Origin of the sequence: Streptomyces sp. NBC_00388 (assembly GCF_036061255.1) — a bacterium.
Classification (GTDB): domain Bacteria; phylum Actinomycetota; class Actinomycetes; order Streptomycetales; family Streptomycetaceae; genus Streptomyces.
In genome coordinates, this window is sequence record NZ_CP107948.1 from 5,168,699 (window position 1) to 5,184,337 (window position 15,639).

Here is a 15,639-nt window from a genome sequence, read left to right on the forward strand (position 1 = left end):
GGGCGTCAGATACCGGAAGGGGTGCGCGCACGCCGGAGCCCCGGGGTGAACGCCCCGGGGCTCCGGCGTGCGGTGCGGGTGGTGGTCAGGCCGAGGCGCAGGACGGGCAGATGCCCCGGTACGTCACCTCGACGTTGGAGACCGTGAAGCCGAAGCGCTCCGTGTCCGGGAGGTCCCTCAGGGGGTTGCCCGCGGGGTGCACGTCGCGGATGGACCCGCACTGGGCGCAGACCAGGTGCTGGTGCGGCCGGTGGGCGTTCGGGTCGTACCGCTTGGCGCGGCGGTCCGTGGAGACCTCGATCACCTCACCGAGGACGACCATCTCGCCCAGGGTGTTGTAGACCGTCGCCCGGGAGATCTCCGGAAGCTTCGATACGGCGCGGGCGTGCACCTCGTCGGCGGTCAGATGAACGTGGTCCCCGTCGAGGACCTCGGCCACGACGCGACGCTGGGCGGTCATCCGCCAGCCGCGGTCGCGCAGGCGTTCCAACAGGTCACTCATAAGGTCCAGCCTAACAGGAGAAGGGGCGAGTCCCGAATGGATGTGACTTTGGACTATCACTTGACTTAGACATTGTCCATTGTAGGATCGGCTACGGCACAGACAAGGGACAGGACACGGCAGGAATGACGCAGGAGGCGCTCGTGACACAGGGACCACTCACCACGGAGACCGGGGCGCCGGTGGCCGACAACCAGAACAGCGAGACCGCGGGCGCCGGCGGTCCGGTTCTGGTGCAGGACCAGCTGCTCCTGGAGAAGCTCGCGCACTTCAACCGTGAGCGCATTCCGGAGCGCATCGTGCACGCCCGCGGCGCCGGCGCGTACGGCACCTTCACGCTGACCCGCGACGTCTCGCAGTGGACACGGGCGAAGTTCCTCTCCGAGGTCGGCAAGGAGACGGAGACCTTCCTGCGTTTCTCCACCGTCGCCGGGAACCTCGGCTCGGCGGACGCGGTGCGCGACCCCCGCGGCTTCGCGCTGAAGTTCTACACGGAGGAGGGGAACTACGACCTGGTCGGGAACAACACGCCCGTCTTCTTCATCAAGGACGCCATCAAGTTCCCCGACTTCATCCACACCCAGAAGCGCGACCCGTACACCGGTTCGCAGGAGGCCGACAACGTCTGGGACTTCTGGGGGCTCAGCCCCGAGTCGACCCACCAGGTGACGTGGCTCTTCGGCGACCGCGGCATCCCGGCGACGTTCCGCCACATGAACGGGTACGGCTCGCACACGTACCAGTGGAACAACGCGGAGGGCGAAGCCTTCTGGGTCAAGTACCACTTCAAGACCGACCAGGGCATCAAGAATCTCACCACCGACGAGGCCAACCGCCTCTCGGGCGTGGACCCGGACAGCCACCAGCGTGATCTGCGTGAGTCCATCGAGCGCGGTGACTTCCCGTCCTGGACGGTGCAGATCCAGGTCATGCCGGTGGCCGAGGCGGACAACTACCGCTTCAACCCGTTCGACCTGACCAAGGTCTGGCCGCACGCGGACTACCCGCCGATCGAGATCGGCAAGCTGGAGCTCAACCGCAACCCGGAGAACATCTTCGCCGAGGTCGAGCAGTCCACCTTCTCGCCGGCCAACTTCGTGCCGGGCATCGGCCCTTCGCCGGACAAGATGCTCCAGGGCCGTCTCTTCGCGTACGGCGACGCCCACCGCTACCGCGTCGGCATCAACGCCGACCACCTGCCGGTGAACCGCCCGCACGCCGCCGAGGCGCGCACCAACTACCGGGACGGTGTGCTGTACGACGGCCGTCACCGGGGCAGCAAGAACTACGAGCCGAACAGCTTCGGCGGCCCCTTCCAGACGGAGCAGCCGCTCTGGAGGTCCACCCGGGTCGGCGGTGTCACGGGCAACCATCCGGCGCCGCGCCATGCCGAGGACGACGACTTCGTGCAGCCCGGCAACCTGTACCGCCGGATGACCGAGGACGAGAAGGGCAGGCTCGTCGACAACCTGGCCGGCTTCATCTCGCAGGTCTCGCGTGACGACATCGCCGAGCGTGCGGTGGACAACTTCCGCCGGGCCGACGGTGACCTCGGCAAGCGGCTGGAAGCAGCGGTCCTGGCGCTGCGCGCCTGAACCGCGCCGCGCCTGAGGAGGGCCGGTTCCCCGTGGGGGGCCGGCCCTCCTGCTGTGCTTGTCCTTCCGCTCGTATCAGGAGGGAACCAGCGCCGCGTCCTCGCTCCGCTCCGGCGCCCAGCAGCGGATGATGTCGCGCACCGACACGACCCCGACCGGGCCGGTGTCGTCCAGCACGATCAGATGGCGGAAGCCGCCGTTCGCCATGGCGTCGGCTGCCTCCTCCAGGGTCCAGGAGGGCGCCGCGAAGACGACGTCGGTGGTGGTGTGGGAGCCCGCCGTCTCGCGGTCGGGGTCGAGGCCGCCGCCGAGGGCATTGAGGATGTCGCGCTCGGTGATGATGCCGACCCCGCAGGTATCGGGGTCGAGGACGACAGCCGCGCCGACACGGCGGGCGGACATCAGGGTGGCGGACTGTCGGAGGGTGTGGGCCGGGCCGATGGTGAGGACCACCGTGCTCATGGCGTCGCGGACGAACATGGCGGGTGCCACCTCCTGGGGAATCCAGCATGCGCGTGAATTCACAAGTTCACAAGTGGGGGGACTCTCAGAGTCCCATCAGCCGGTGAACCCGGCAAGGGTCCGGGAGGGTGAAGTCCTGGGCGGCTGTTCGGCGTTCAGTAACGCTGGTTGAGATAGCCCAGCAGATCCTGGTGGAGCAGCCCGTTGGAGGCCGCCGCGTTACCGCCCTCGACACCGCGCACCCCGTCCAGGCTGGTGAACTCCCCGCCGGCCTCCTGCACGACGATGGCGGTGGCCGCCATGTCCCAGAGGGAGAGCTCGGGTTCGGCGCAGATGTCCACCGACCCCTCGGCGACCATCATGTACGGCCAGAAGTCCCCGTATCCCCGGGTGCGCCAGCAGTCCCTGGTCAGATCCAGGAAGCCGTCGAGCCGCCCCTGCGCCTCCCAGCCGCCCAGCGAGGCGTAGGCGAACGAGGCGTCCGGGATCTTGGCGACCTGGGAGACATGCAGCCGGGTGGCCGAGGTCAGGCTGCGCCCGGTGTAGGCGCCGCCGCCCTTCGCCGCCCACCAGCGGCGGCCCAGCGCGGGCGCCGAGACGACGCCGACCACCGGCTCGTGGCCCTCGTCGCCCGCCACGGTCAGGGCGATCAGCGTGGCCCAGACCGGCACCCCGCGTACGTAGTTCTTGGTGCCGTCGATCGGGTCGATGATCCAGCGGCGGGGGCCCGTGCCCGACAGGCCGTACTCCTCACCGAGGATGGCGTCGCGGGGCCTGGCGCGCTGGAGCTGTCCGCGGATCAGCTCCTCGGCCCCCTTGTCGGCCTCCGTCACGGGGGTCATGTCCGGCTTCGTCTCGACTTTCAGGTCGAGGGCCTTGAACCGGTCCATGGTGGCCGCGTCGGCGGCGTCCGCGAGGACATGGGCGAGGCGCAGATCATCGTGGTAGTCGGGCATGGTCGTCACAGTATCCACCGGGCGCCCGATCGAGCCACAGGGCCCTGCCGGGCGCGCTGCCGGGCGCGCTGGGGGGGGGGCGTGCGGACGGGCGGTGTGCGGGTACGGGTATTGACACCCCCGCGCCCTGCGTCAACTCTGAGGGCAGAGCCGTACCGCCCCCGGAGGCGACGATGCCCGCAGCGCGCGAATCCCTGCTCGACTCCGCCCTCGCAGCTCTCACCGACCACGACTGGCCGGGTATGCGCATGGTGGATGTCGCGTCCGCGGCCGGGGTCTCCCGCCAGACCCTCTACAACGAGTTCGGTTCCAGGGACGGCCTGGCCCGCGCCCTGGTACGGCGCGAGGCCGACCGGTACCTCCAGGGGGTGGACCGCGCGCTTGCCGGGCCGGCCCCGGAGTGCGAGCTGATGGTGGCCTTAGCCGAGTGGACGGTCACCGCTGCCGCCTCGCATCCGCTGGTCCGGGCGCTGCTGACCGGCTGCTGGGCCGGGCGGCTGCCGGCCCCCGGCCCCGCGCCCAGGCCCGGCCGTTCGTACGTACCCGCACAGCGCCGCGCCGACGCGGGACCGCCCGCGCCCGCCGAGCTGATCGCGGCGGTGCGGCACAGGGCGGCGCTGGTGCTGACGGCCGGCCGGCCGGAGGAGGACACGGCCGCTCTCGTGTACCGCTGTGAGGTGGCCGTACGGCTCGCGCTCTCGCACATCGTCGCACCGGGTGACCTGACACTCGGTCACCTGGTGCGCGACGCGGTGGTGCGGGCGGCGTGAGCGGCGCCGGCCGCCTTTCGCCTGCTACTTCTTGAGCCAGCCGACCTTGCTGTAGTCGATGTCGGCGAGGCCGGGCGCGCCGTAATTGGCCAGGCCCTTGCGGACCGCGATGATCTGCGGGCGCTGGTACAGCTCGATCGAGTGGCCGAGCTTCCAGATCTCCACGTCGGCCTCGTTGTAGAGCTTGACGGCCGCGGCGTGGTCGGTGGCTTCTCCTGCCTTCTTCATCAGCGCGTCGATCTTCGGGGAGCCGATCGAGCCGAAGTTCTGGAAGAGGTTCTTGCCCTGCGGCTGCTGGAAGACCGGGTAGAGCTTGCTGGTGTAGCTCTCGTCGACGTTACGGAAGCTGGCGAGGTCGAAGTTGCCGGTGTTCACGAACTTGGTGAAGTAGTCGTTGGCCGGGACCTTCTTGATCTCGACCCGGACGCCCACCGCGCCGTACATCTGCTGCACCAGCTCGGCCTGGTCGGTGGAGGACGAGTTGCCGCCCGCGCTCAGGACATAGTCGAGGGTGAGCTTCTTGCCGTCCTTGGTGCGCGGCTTGCCCTCACCCGCGCTCTTCCAGCCCGCCTCGTCCAGGAGCTTCATGGCCTTCTCGGGGTCGAACTTGTCGAACTCGCTGCTGTTGTCCTGGTATCCCTGCTGGTTGGGCATGAAGAAGTGGTTGTCCAGCGGCTTCAGGTCGAAGGCGAGGTCCTTGGCGAAGCTGGCGTTGATGCCCTTGCGGTCGGTCGCCGCCTGCAGCGCGTTGCGCACCCTGACGTCCTGCAGCGGTCCGCGGCCGCCGTTGAGCGTGATGTGCACCTCGTCCCAGCGCGCGCCGCGGCGGATGTCGGTGTCCGGGGCCTTGGCCAGCCGCTGGTAGTCCTCGGGCTGGATGGCCGGGGCGTCGTCGACCTCCTTGTTGAGGTACGCCTCGGTGTTGGCGCTGAGGTCGAGGACGCGGTAGACGATCGAGGCCAGCCGGGGCTTGTTCCCCCACCACTTGGGGTCGGGTACCAGGGTGACGGTCTGGCCGGTCTTGTCGTACGTGCCGACCTTGAACGCGGCGGCGGTGACCGGGGCCTTCTGGGTCCATCCCGTGTTGAACTTCGCCGGGGTGTCGAGGTACGCGGCCGGGTACAGCGGGTCGAAGAGGCGCTGCCAGTCGGCGTACGGCGTACCGAAGGTGATCTTCACCCCGTGCGCGCCGGCGCCCTGCTCGACCTTGGATATCTGGTCGTAGCCCGTGGTGTCGGCCGCCTCGTACGCCTTGTCCTTCCCGTTCAGCGCCTTCCACTGGGCGTGGAAGTCCTTCCAGCTCAGCGGCTTCCCGTCGGACCACTTGGCCTTCGGGTTCAGCGTGTACGTCACCACCTGCGGGCTGGTCGACGTGACCTTGGCCGACACCAGGAAGTTCGGGTTGGGGTGGCCGATCCCCTTGGCGTCGGCGTCGAAGAGATCGGGCAGGATCGCACCGGCGAGGTCCGCGCCGTCACCCTGCTGGCCGTCCACCTGGTTGATGTTGTACTGGGTGATCCACTGGTCGATCCCGAACCGCAGCGACCCGCCCTGCCTGAGGTCGCTCACCGGATGCGTGTTGACGCTCTGCCCGTCCGCCTGCGGGGCCGCCTGCTTCTTGGCCGGCTTGCTGTCGGAGTCGGAAGAACTGCAGCCCGCCACCGCCAGGGTGGCCGACAGTGCTGCGGCGATGGCGACAACGGTGGTTCTGCGCATCGGTGTTGTTCCTCCGGTTCAAGGTGACCTGATCGAGGCCACAGGCTCTCGAAACGGTAAGGCGATCTCCTTGCGCAACGGGAGAGCTCCGGTGATGCTGTTATCCATTCTTTGCATGCGCGCAACAAACAATGGTCAAACTGGATCAACAAGCCGACGAAAAGCACCCGATGAACAGCGCCGGACCGATCAATACCTGACGATCAACACCGGGCACAGACACCGATGGGGCCTGCCGCGGCCGTGATCCCACCACGATCCCCAGCGACCGAACCCCAGCGGAGGACCAACACCCGTGGCCGCCTTCCTGGCCAAGCGACTCGGCTACTACGCCGTCCTGTTGCTTGTCGCCATCTGTCTCTCGTACCTGCTGGCCTCGCTCGCGCTGGACCCGCGCGCGTACTACGAGGGGCGCCAGCCGCCGCTCTCGCCCAGCTCCGTCGACCACCACCTCACCGCGCTCGGCGTCAACGACCACCAGCCGCTGCTCACCCGCTTCACCCACTGGGCCGGACACGCCCTGCGCGGTGATCTGGGGCAGACCATCGACGGGACCCCGGTGGGCGCGGAGTTCGGCCGCCGGATCGGGGTCAGCCTGCGGCTGCTGCTGCTCGGCAGCATCCTCGGCACGGTCATCGGCGTCCTCGCAGGCGCCTGGACCGCAGTCCGCCAGTACCGGCTCTCCGACCGCACGGTGACCCTGATCTCCTTCGTGCTCCTCTCCACACCGGTGTTCCTGCTCGCGGTGCTGCTGAAGATCGGCGCGATCTGGTTCAACCAGAAGACCGGCACCGACTTCATCGAGTTCACCGGTGAGAAGACCCCCGGTGTGGACTCCGGCTTTCTGGCCGTACTCAAGGACCGGTCGGTGCACCTGCTGCTGCCGACCGTCTCCATCGCGCTCGGCACCATCGCCAGTTACAGCCGGTACCAGCGCTCCACCATGCTCGACGTCCTCGGTTCGGACTATCTGCGCACCGCCCAGGCCAAGGGCCTCACCCGGCGCACCGCTCTCGTCAAACACGGGCTGCGGACCGCGCTGATCCCCATGTCGACGTACTTCAGCTACGGGTTCCTCGCGCTGTTCACCGGCGCCACCTTCACCGAGACGATCTTCGGCTGGCACGGCATGGGCGAGTGGTTCGTCTCCTCCATCGGCAAGAACGACGTCAACTCGGTCGTCGCCGTCAATGTGTTCGCCGCCGTGCTGGTGCTGCTCTCCGGCTTCCTCGCGGACGTCCTGCACGCCGCGCTCGACCCGCGCATCCGGAACGCCTGAGGAGTACGGACACCATGACCGCTGTCATAGAGACCGCCGCCGCCGACGCGGCAGGCCAGGGTGCGGAGCCGATACGCCCCGCCGGCCGCGCATCCGTGGTACTGCGCCGTTTCGTACGCAATCCGGGAGCGCTCACCGGAGCCGTCCTCCTGCTGCTGCTCTTCCTGCTGGCCTTCGCGGGCCCGCTGATCAGCCGCTGGGACTACAGCCACATCGACTACACCGCGCTGCGGGAGGCCCCGAGTGCCCGGCACTGGTGGGGCACCAACCGCATCGGCCAGGACGTCTTCGCCCAGACCATCCGCGGACTGCAGAAGTCCCTGCTGATCGGTCTCCTGGTGGCGCTGTTCTCCACCGTCCTCGCCTCGCTGGCCGGCGCCTGCGCCGGGTACTTCGGCGGCTGGACCGACCGGATCCTGATGTTCTTCGTCGATCTGCTGCTGGTCTTCCCGTCCTTCCTGATCATCGCGATCATCTCGCCGCGGCTGCGGGACGGCGGCTGGTTCGCCTTCGTCGGGCTGCTCGCCGTCTTCGGCTGGATGATCACCGCACGAGTGGTCAGGTCGATGACGCTCTCGCTCAAGGAGCGTGAATTCGTCCGCGCGGCCCAGTACATGGGGGTCGGGCCGTTCCGGATCATCTGGCGCCATGTGGTGCCGAACATCGCCTCGTTCCTCATCATCGACGCGACCGTCGCGGTGGGCGGTGCGGTGATGAGCGAGACCGCGCTGTCGTACTTCGGGTTCGGTGTCCAGTCGCCCGACGTCTCGCTGGGCACGCTCATCGCCTCGACGACGGGGGCGGCCGTCACCTATCCCTGGATGTTCTTCTTCGCAGCCGGGCTTCTGATCATTTTCGTACTCGCGGTGAACCTGGTGGGCGACGGGCTGCGCGACGCGCTGGACCCGACCTCGCGCCGGCGCCGCAGCCGCAAGGGGGCAAAGCGATGACCTCGGTACTCGAAGTGAGCGGCCTGGAGGTCGATTTCGACGGCGCCCCCGCGGTCCGCGGGGTGAGCTTCTCGCTCCGGCGGGGCGAAGTGCTCGGCCTGGTGGGCGAGTCGGGGTCCGGGAAGTCCGCGACCGCGCTCGCCGTCCTCGGGCTGCTGCCCGGGAACGCCGCCGTACGCGGATCGGTGAGACTCGACGGTACGGAACTCGTCGGCGCGTCCGACCGTGCGCTGTCCGCCGTACGCGGCAGCCGGATCGGCATGGTCTTCCAGGACCCGCTCTCCGCCTTCACCCCCGTCTACCGGATCGGTGACCAGATCGCCGAGGCGGTCCGGGCCCATCAGGACGTCTCGCGCGAGACGGCCAGGGCCCGCGCCGTGGAACTGCTCGACCTCGTCGGGATCCCGGAGCCCGCGCTCAGGGCGCAGTCGTACCCGCACGAGTTCTCCGGCGGCATGCGCCAGCGCGCCATGATCGCGATGGCGATGGCGAACGACCCGGACGTGATCCTCGCCGACGAGCCCACCACGGCTCTCGACGTCACCATCCAGGCGCAGGTGCTGGACGTGCTGCGCACCGCGCAGCGCGAGACCGGCGCGGCGCTGGTCCTCGTCAGCCACGACCTGGGGGTGATCGCGGGCGCAGCGGACCGGGTGGCGGTGATGTACGCGGGGCGGATCGTGGAGAGCGCCCCCGCCGAAGAGCTCTTCGAGCGCCCCCGGATGCCGTACACGCTGGGGCTGATCGGCGCGGTGCCCCGGCTCGACACCGAGGGCGAGGTGCTGGTGCCGATCCCCGGCTCGCCGCCCGCGGCCGGGAGCACGGGCCCCGGCTGCCCCTTCGCACCGCGCTGCCCGCTGGCCGGGGAGCCCTGTCTGACGGAGGAGCCGCCGCTGCGGGCCGTGGACGGGCACGCGGTCGCCTGCGTACGCGCCGACGAGATCGCGGAGAAGCGGCTCGGACCGCTCGACGTGTTCCCCGTACCGGAGATCCCGCCGGCGGATCCCGCGGACGCCCCGGAGGCCGAACGGACCGGCGGCGACACCGTGCTGAACGTGCGCGGCCTCGTCAAGACCTTCCCCGTGCTGAAGGGGAGTGCCTTCAAACGGCGGGTCGGGACCGTGCACGCCGTCGACGGGGTGGATCTGCGGATCCGCCGGGGCGAGACCCTCGCACTCGTCGGGGAGTCCGGTTCGGGCAAGTCCACCACGCTCTTCGAACTGCTCAACCTCGCCCGCCCCGAGGGCGGCGAGATCGAGCTCTTCGGGCAGTCCCTGGACGGGCTCGGCGCCGCCGCCCGACGGGCGCTGCGCGGGCAGGTGCAGATCGTCTTCCAGGACCCGATGGCCAGCCTCGACCCGCGGATGACGGTCGGTGACATCGTCACCGAGCCGCTGCGCGCCCAGGGCATGGACCGCAGGACCGCGGCCGGACGCGTCTGCGGGCTGCTCGAACAGGTCGGCCTCGAAGCGGCGCACGCCGGCCGCTTCCCGCACGAGTTCTCCGGCGGCCAGCGCCAGCGCATCGGGATCGCCCGCGCCCTGTCGGTCGGGCCGAAGCTGCTGGTGCTCGACGAGCCGGTATCCGCGCTGGACGTGTCCGTCCAGGCGGGTGTCCTCAACCTGTTGCGGCGGCTCAAGTCGGAGCTGGGTCTCGCCTACCTCTTCGTCTCGCACGACCTGTCGGTCGTACGCCACATCGCGGACCGGGTGAGCGTCGTCTACCTCGGGCGCACCGTCGAGTCCGGGGCGGTCGGGGAGGTCTTCGAACGGCCCAGGCACCCGTACACGCAGGCGTTGCTCTCCGCCGTGCCGCTGCCCGACCCGGTGCGTGAGCGCGAGCGGCAGCGCACCCGGATCCTGCTGGCGGGCGACCCGCCCAGCCCCACCCACCGTTACGAGGGCTGCCGCTTCCGGGCCCGCTGCCCCGTCTACGCGCGGCTCGGCGCGGACGAGCGGACCCGCTGCGAGAGTGAGGTGCCACGGGATCAGGAGCACGCCACCGGCCATGTGGCGGCCTGTCACTTCCCCGCGGTACGCGAGGTGGTGTGAGCCGCTGCGGTCCGCGGTCCGCGGTCCGCGGTCTGCGCCGGCCCGGGGCGCTCAGGGCGGGTGAACGGCCGGGCCGGTGTGCTCCCGGGGGCGGGGCGCTCCGGGCCAGTGCGCTGCGGGTCAGTGCGCCGACCCGGAGATCTGCAGGCCGATCACGCCCACGATCACCAGCCCGATCGAGACGAGCTTGAGGGTGGAGACGATGTCGCCGAGGAAAACCATCCCGTAGATGGCGGTGCCTGCCGCGCCGATACCGGTCCACACGGCGTAGGCAGGCCCCACGTCCAGCTTCCGCAGCGAGAGCGTCAGCAGCCCGAAGCTGCCCAGCGCGAACGAGGCGAAGGCGATCGTCGGCCAGAGCCGGGTGAATCCGTGCGAGAGCTTGAGACACACGGCGAAGCCGGTCTCCAGGAGTCCCGCGACCACGACCAGCAGCCAGGCCATTCAGTGCCTCCCCATAGGTGACCGCTCCGACAGTCCGGTGCTGCCCGATCGGCCTCACTGGGAGCGATTATGCATTCCGGCAGGTCGGCGCGGCGGCAGACCTGCGGATCAGTCGCCCTCGCGCCGCTCCCGGGTCGACAGCAGCCGGCGCAGCGAGTCCAGCCGCGCAGGATCGGCGTGCCCCCCGGCCACCCAGGCGTCCAGCGCGCACTCCGGCTCGTCGTGACTGCAGCCGCGAGGGCACTCCTCCGTGCCCGGTACAAGATCGGGGAAGGCGAGGATCACCCGCGAGGGGTCCACATGGTGCAGTCCGAAGGAGCGCACCCCCGGGGTGTCGACGACCCAGCCGCGATCGCCGGGCAGCGGAAGGGCCAGCGCCGAGGTCGTGGTGTGCCTGCCCCGGCCGGTGACCGCGTTGACATGACCGGTACTGCGCCGCCGGTCCTGTGGCACCAGCGCGTTGACCAGAGTCGTCTTCCCGACGCCCGAGTGGCCGACGAACGCGGTGACCTTGTCGTTCAGGAAGTCCCTGACCCGGTCGGCCGCCTCACCCTTGGCCAGTTCGTCGCGGCTGGTCACGACGTACGGGATGTCGAGCGGCACATAGGAGGCGAGCAGCTCGTCCGGCGAGGCGAGGTCGGACTTGGTGAGGACCAGCAGGGGGGAGAGCCCGCCGTCGTACGCGGCCACCAGACAGCGGTCGATCATGCGGGGGCGCGGCTCGGGGTCGGCCAGGGCGGTGACGATCGCCAGCTGGTCGGCGTTGGCGACGACCACCCGCTCGAACGGGTCGTCGTCGTCGGCCGTGCGGCGCAGCACCGACTTCCGCGGCTGGATGCGCACGATGCGCGCCAGGGTGTCCTTGGCGCCGGAGAGATCGCCGACGATCATGACGCGGTCGCCCACCACGGCGGCTTTGCGGCCCAGCTCGCGGGCCTTCATCGCGGTCACGGCGCGGCCGTCGACCAGGCACGTGAGCCGGCCGCGGTCGACCGTGAGGACCATGCCCTCGGCGGCTTCCTCGTGCTTGGGGCGGATGTTCGTACGGGGGCGGTTGCCCTTGGGGTTGGGGCGGACGCGGATGTCGTCCTCGTCGGGGTTCTTGCCGTATCGGCGCATCGCGTCAGGCCTTGAGCATTTCGGTCCACATCTCAGTGAAATCGGGGAGTGTTTTGGCGGTTGTCGCCACATTCTCGATCTGTACGCCGTCGACGGCGAGCCCGATGACCGAACCGGCCGTGGCCATGCGGTGGTCGTCGTAGGTGTGGAAGACGCCGCCGTGCAGCGGGCGCGGGCGGATCCGCAGTCCGTCCTCGGTCTCGCTGACGTCACCGCCGAGACCGTTGATCTCGGCGGTCAGCGCGGCCAGCCGGTCCGTCTCGTGCAGCCGCAGGTGGGCCACGCCGCGCAGCGTGGACGGTGAGTCGGCGAGCGCCGCGACGGCCGCGATGCCCGGGGTGAGCTCGCCGACCTCGCTCAGATCCACGTCGATGCCGTGGATCCGTCCGGTCCCGGTGAACTCCAGGCCGTGCTCGGTGAGGGCGCAGCCGCCACCCATCGCGGTGAAGATCTCCCGCAGCGCGTCCCCCGGCTGGGTGGTCCGCGCGGGCCAGTCGGGGATGGTGACCCGGCCGCCGGTGACGAGGGCGGCCGCCAGGAACGGCTGGGCGTTGGAGAGGTCGGGCTCGACGGTCAGGTCCCGCCCCAGCAGGGCGCTGGGGGAGACCCGCCAGACATTCGGCTCGCCGCCCGTCTCCGGCTCGTCCACCTGGGCGCCGACCGCGCGCAGCATGTCCACGGTCATCCGGATGTGCGGCAGCGAGGGCAGCGTGGCGCCGGTGTGCCGGACCTCGACGCCCTGGTTGAAGCGCGGCGCCGACAGCAGCAGCGCCGAGATGAACTGCGACGAGGACGAAGCGTCGATCTCGACCCGGCCGCCGTCGAGCGCCCCGCTGCCGTGCACCGTCAGCGGGAGCGCCCCGCGCCCCTCGTCGTCGATCCGGGTACCGAGCGCGCGCAGCGCGTCCACGACGCCGTGCAGCGGACGCTCGTACGACCTGGGGTCGCCGTCGAAGCGGACGGGGCCGTCGGCGAGCGCGGCGACCGGCGGCAGGAAGCGCATGACCGTCCCGGCGTTGCCCACGTCGACGGTGGCCGGGCCGTGCAGCCCCGCGGGGATGACCCGCCAGGCCTCACCGGTGCCGCCCGTCGCGCTCACCGCTGCGGAGCTGGACGAGACGGTCTCCTCGATACGGACGCCCAGCGCCCGCAGGGCATCGGCCATCAGGAGCGTGTCGCGGGAGCGCAGCGGGCGGCGCAGCCAGCCCGGTTCTGCGGCCAGGGCGGCGAGCACGAGACCGCGGTTGGTGACGGACTTCGATCCGGGCACGGTCACCGTCGCGTCGACGGCTCCTGACGCGTACGGGGCGGGCCAGTGAGCGGTGTGCACGGAACTTTCGGTCATGGCCCTCACTTTACTGATGGCCGGGGGGCCGGGGCGCGGCCCGGCTCACAGACCCAGCAGCCAGCGCCCGCCGCCGATGAGTGAGCAGAGCGAGACGACGTGGAAGAGCAGCAGCCACACCACCGGCGGGACATGGGTGAGCCGGCCGAGCTGGTCGGCGTCCGAGTCGCCCGCGTGGCCGTGCGTCCGCTTGCGCTGGAGCTCGAAGGCCGGGCGCACCCCGCCGATCAGCAGGAACCAGACCGCCGTGTACGCGAAGGCCGCCTGGACCTCGGCGCTGGTCAGCCAGGAGATCAGGACGAAGGCGGCACCCGTGAGGATCACCGTGAGGGCCCCGTACGCGTTGCGGATCATCACGAGCATCGCCAGGAGGAGGACGCAGGCGGCCCAGAGGAAGAGCGTGATGTGGTCGGCGGCGAGCAGCCAGGCTCCGCCGAGCCCCAGCAGCGGCGGTGCGGTGTACCCGGCGCCCGCGGTGAGGACCATGCCGGGCCCGGACGGCTTCCCGCGGCTGACGGTCAGGCCGCTGGTGTCGGAGTGCAGCCGGATGCCGTCGAGGCGGCGCCCGGAGAGCAGGGCGATCAGTCCGTGGCCGCCCTCGTGGGCGATGGTGACGGCGTTGCGGGTGAGCCGCCATATGCGGTGCGGGAGGACCGCGAGCAGTGCGACGGCGCCGGTGACGATCACCAGCCACTGGTCGGGGTCGGACTGGGTGGCGAAGACGCGGTCCATGGGGGGAAGGGGCTCCTCGGCAGTTGACGGTCGTGGCAGTCTGGCAAATATGTGCGGACGGTTTGCAGCGAGTCGTGGACCCGAGGATCTCGCAGAGGTCTTCGGGACGGAGAAGGGGGACCCCGCGGAGACGGTGGTCCCCGACTGGAACGTGGCGCCGACGAAGACGGTCCAGGCCGTACTGGAGCGTCCACTGAAAGACGCCGCTTCGCGCCGTCCGGTTCGGCAGCTGCGGAATCTGCGGTGGGGACTCGTGCCGTCCTGGGCGAAGACCCCCGAGAGCGCCGCCCGGATGATCAACGCACGGGCGGAGACGGTCCAGGAGAAGCCGGCCTTCCGCCGGGCCTTCGCCGCGCGCCGCTGCCTCGTCCCTGCCGACGGCTACTACGAGTGGATGACCGCGCCGGACGAGCGCCTCCTGGAGGTCGAGGGCAAGAAGAAGCGGGCCAGGAAGCAGCCCTACTTCGTCACACCCGCCGACGGTTCGGTGATGGCCTTCGCCGGTCTGTACGAGTTCTGGCGGGACCCGGCGCTCCCCGGGGACCACCCGCAGGCGTGGTGGGCGACCTGCACGATCCTGACGACCGAGGCGGAGACCACGCCGCTCGCCGGCCAGGACGCCCCGGCGGGGCAGGGCGCCGGAAGGACCGAGGGCGACGAAGGCGGCCCGCGGTCGCTGGCCGCGATCCATCCCCGGATGCCGCTGGTCCTGACCCCCGGCCACTGGGACGACTGGCTGGACCCCGCGCACACCGACCCGGCGCAGCTGGCCCCCCTGCTGGAGCCGCCGCCCGCCGGACTCGTACGGGCGTACCCCGTGCCGACGGCGGTCAGTAATGTCCGCAACAACGGCCCGGAGCTGCTGACCGCCCTGGAGGGCCCCGAGGAGGGCACACTCTTCTGATGTGACTCAGAGCATGATCGTGGAGAGTGTCGACACCCCCGCCGGTGAAGCCCGCATCACCTGGCACCCCGCAGCCCGGCCCCACCTGGTGATCGCCCTGGGCCATGGCGCCGGCGGCGGTATCGAGGCGCGCGACCTCCGGGCGCTGGCCGCCGCGCTGCCGCCGCTCGGGGTGGGCGTCGCGCTCGTGGAGCAGCCCTGGCGGGTCGCGGGCCGGAAGGTCGCGCCCGCGCCGAAGACCCTGGACACCGGGTGGCGCGCGGTCTGGCCCGCGCTGCGCAGGCCCGGGCTCCCCGTGGTGGCCGGCGGGCGCAGCGCCGGGGCCAGGGTGGCCTGCCGGACCGCGGGGGAGCTGGGCGCCCGCGGGGTCCTGGCGCTCAGCTTCCCGCTGCACCCTCCGGGGAAGCCGGAGAAGTCCCGGCAGAAGGAGCTGACCGGGGCCGGGGTCAGCACTCTGGTCGTACAGGGCGGCAAGGACCCGTTCGGCAAACCTGCCGAGTTCCCGGGCGCCGCCGATTTCCCCGCCGGGGACTTCGAGCTGGTGGAGGTCGCGGACGCCGACCACGGCTTCGCCGTGCCGAAGCGGGCGGCGACCGGCCAGGAACAGGCGTTGCGGACCCTCACCGACGCCGTGGCCGGGTGGGCCGTACGCCTGCGGGAATGCTGAGTCACGGAACGCTGTTGTGGGGAACATCGGTGCTGGGCACCGGTACACAGAAGCTTGTTCGTGGAGAGGGAGTCCGTCGCATGGGTTCGACCATCTGCCCGCGCCGCCCGCACGCCGCTGAGCTGGAGTGGACTGTGCTTCCGGCAG

The 15,639-nt window shown here is 70.6% G+C and carries 15 protein-coding genes; 7 read left to right on the forward strand and 8 right to left on the reverse strand.

Annotated elements, in window-relative coordinates; all coding sequences use genetic code 11:
* Positions 1–85: 85 nt before the first annotated feature.
* Positions 86–502, reverse strand: coding sequence for a Fur family transcriptional regulator (locus OG917_RS23175; protein WP_328319536.1), 417 nt, complete (start codon positions 500–502; stop codon positions 86–88).
* 125 nt (positions 503–627) lie between these two features.
* On the opposite strand from OG917_RS23175, the gene OG917_RS23180 reads away from it, so the two are divergent.
* Entirely contained in the window at positions 628–2,097 is a 1,470-nt protein-coding gene (locus tag OG917_RS23180; RefSeq protein ID WP_328319537.1) for a catalase, read from the forward strand.
* A gap of 75 nt (positions 2,098–2,172) precedes the next feature.
* Here the strand turns inward: OG917_RS23180 and OG917_RS23185 are convergent, their stop codons facing one another.
* Together OG917_RS23185 and hisN are read right to left on the reverse strand one after the other, a co-directional pair.
* Positions 2,173–2,577, reverse strand: a complete 405-nt coding sequence (locus OG917_RS23185) for a CBS domain-containing protein (RefSeq protein ID WP_328319538.1) — start codon at positions 2,575–2,577, stop codon at positions 2,173–2,175.
* A gap of 137 nt (positions 2,578–2,714) precedes the next feature.
* Positions 2,715–3,515: a histidinol-phosphatase gene (gene hisN / locus OG917_RS23190; RefSeq protein ID WP_328319539.1), complete on the reverse strand. Its 801-nt coding sequence runs from the start codon at positions 3,513–3,515 to the stop codon at positions 2,715–2,717.
* A 173-nt stretch (positions 3,516–3,688) separates the two neighbouring features.
* Between hisN and OG917_RS23195 the strand changes: the two genes are divergently transcribed.
* Positions 3,689–4,285 (forward strand): TetR/AcrR family transcriptional regulator, encoded by a 597-nt coding sequence (locus OG917_RS23195; protein ID WP_328319540.1) that lies wholly within the window; start codon positions 3,689–3,691, stop codon positions 4,283–4,285.
* 24 nt (positions 4,286–4,309) lie between these two features.
* Here OG917_RS23195 and OG917_RS23200 read toward each other — a convergent pair whose 3' ends face one another.
* Positions 4,310–6,001, reverse strand: coding sequence for an ABC transporter family substrate-binding protein (locus OG917_RS23200; protein ID WP_328319541.1), 1,692 nt, complete (start codon positions 5,999–6,001; stop codon positions 4,310–4,312).
* A gap of 295 nt (positions 6,002–6,296) precedes the next feature.
* Between OG917_RS23200 and OG917_RS23205 the strand changes: the two genes are divergently transcribed.
* The 3 genes from OG917_RS23205 to OG917_RS23215 are packed head-to-tail and all read left to right on the forward strand — an operon-like array spanning position 6,297 to position 10,281.
* Positions 6,297–7,280 (forward strand): ABC transporter permease, encoded by a 984-nt coding sequence (locus OG917_RS23205; protein ID WP_328319542.1) that lies wholly within the window; start codon positions 6,297–6,299, stop codon positions 7,278–7,280.
* A gap of 14 nt (positions 7,281–7,294) precedes the next feature.
* Complete coding sequence (locus OG917_RS23210; RefSeq protein WP_328319543.1) at positions 7,295–8,230, forward strand: ABC transporter permease; 936 nt, start codon at positions 7,295–7,297, stop codon at positions 8,228–8,230.
* Positions 8,227–10,281, forward strand: a complete 2,055-nt coding sequence (locus OG917_RS23215; RefSeq protein WP_328319544.1) for an ABC transporter ATP-binding protein — start codon at positions 8,227–8,229, stop codon at positions 10,279–10,281. Before OG917_RS23210 ends, OG917_RS23215 begins: the two co-directional genes overlap by 4 nt.
* 120 nt (positions 10,282–10,401) lie before the next feature.
* Here the strand turns inward: OG917_RS23215 and OG917_RS23220 are convergent, their stop codons facing one another.
* From OG917_RS23220 to OG917_RS23235, 4 genes are all read right to left on the reverse strand, one after another.
* Positions 10,402–10,725, reverse strand: coding sequence for a DMT family transporter (locus OG917_RS23220; RefSeq protein ID WP_328319545.1), 324 nt, complete (start codon positions 10,723–10,725; stop codon positions 10,402–10,404).
* Between the two features lie 108 nt (positions 10,726–10,833).
* Positions 10,834–11,844, reverse strand: coding sequence for a ribosome small subunit-dependent GTPase A (rsgA, locus tag OG917_RS23225; protein WP_328319546.1), 1,011 nt, complete (start codon positions 11,842–11,844; stop codon positions 10,834–10,836).
* Between the two features lie 4 nt (positions 11,845–11,848).
* The gene (aroA, locus tag OG917_RS23230; RefSeq protein ID WP_328319547.1) at positions 11,849–13,189 is read right to left on the reverse strand and encodes a 3-phosphoshikimate 1-carboxyvinyltransferase; all 1,341 of its coding nucleotides are present in this window, start codon (positions 13,187–13,189) and stop codon (positions 11,849–11,851) included.
* 45 nt (positions 13,190–13,234) lie between these two features.
* Positions 13,235–13,921 (reverse strand): M50 family metallopeptidase, encoded by a 687-nt coding sequence (locus OG917_RS23235; RefSeq protein WP_328319548.1) that lies wholly within the window; start codon positions 13,919–13,921, stop codon positions 13,235–13,237.
* Positions 13,922–13,970: 49 nt separating this feature from the next.
* Here OG917_RS23235 and OG917_RS23240 point away from each other — a divergent pair, with 49 nt between their 5' ends.
* Complete coding sequence (locus tag OG917_RS23240; RefSeq protein ID WP_328319549.1) at positions 13,971–14,825, forward strand: SOS response-associated peptidase; 855 nt, start codon at positions 13,971–13,973, stop codon at positions 14,823–14,825.
* A gap of 13 nt (positions 14,826–14,838) precedes the next feature.
* Positions 14,839–15,492, forward strand: coding sequence for an alpha/beta hydrolase family protein (locus OG917_RS23245; protein WP_328322098.1), 654 nt, complete (start codon positions 14,839–14,841; stop codon positions 15,490–15,492).
* The last annotated feature ends 147 nt before the right edge of the window (positions 15,493–15,639 follow it).

Excerpts from the sequence above, each read along its gene's own strand:
- OG917_RS23175 (WP_328319536.1), bottom strand. The coding sequence starts at position 502 with ATGAGTGACCTGTTGGAACGCCTGCGCGACCGCGGCTGGCGGATGACC.
- OG917_RS23180 (WP_328319537.1), top strand. The coding sequence starts at position 628 with ATGACGCAGGAGGCGCTCGTGACACAGGGACCACTCACCACGGAGACC.
- OG917_RS23185 (WP_328319538.1), bottom strand. The coding sequence starts at position 2,577 with ATGTTCGTCCGCGACGCCATGAGCACGGTGGTCCTCACCATCGGCCCG.
- hisN (WP_328319539.1), bottom strand. The coding sequence starts at position 3,515 with ATGCCCGACTACCACGATGATCTGCGCCTCGCCCATGTCCTCGCGGAC.
- OG917_RS23195 (WP_328319540.1), top strand. The coding sequence starts at position 3,689 with ATGCCCGCAGCGCGCGAATCCCTGCTCGACTCCGCCCTCGCAGCTCTC.
- OG917_RS23200 (WP_328319541.1), bottom strand. The coding sequence starts at position 6,001 with ATGCGCAGAACCACCGTTGTCGCCATCGCCGCAGCACTGTCGGCCACC.
- OG917_RS23210 (WP_328319543.1), top strand. The coding sequence starts at position 7,295 with ATGACCGCTGTCATAGAGACCGCCGCCGCCGACGCGGCAGGCCAGGGT.
- OG917_RS23215 (WP_328319544.1), top strand. The coding sequence starts at position 8,227 with ATGACCTCGGTACTCGAAGTGAGCGGCCTGGAGGTCGATTTCGACGGC.
- OG917_RS23220 (WP_328319545.1), bottom strand. The coding sequence starts at position 10,725 with ATGGCCTGGCTGCTGGTCGTGGTCGCGGGACTCCTGGAGACCGGCTTC.
- rsgA (WP_328319546.1), bottom strand. The coding sequence starts at position 11,844 with ATGCGCCGATACGGCAAGAACCCCGACGAGGACGACATCCGCGTCCGC.
- aroA (WP_328319547.1), bottom strand. The coding sequence starts at position 13,189 with ATGACCGAAAGTTCCGTGCACACCGCTCACTGGCCCGCCCCGTACGCG.
- OG917_RS23235 (WP_328319548.1), bottom strand. The coding sequence starts at position 13,921 with ATGGACCGCGTCTTCGCCACCCAGTCCGACCCCGACCAGTGGCTGGTG.
- OG917_RS23240 (WP_328319549.1), top strand. The coding sequence starts at position 13,971 with ATGTGCGGACGGTTTGCAGCGAGTCGTGGACCCGAGGATCTCGCAGAG.
- OG917_RS23245 (WP_328322098.1), top strand. The coding sequence starts at position 14,839 with ATGATCGTGGAGAGTGTCGACACCCCCGCCGGTGAAGCCCGCATCACC.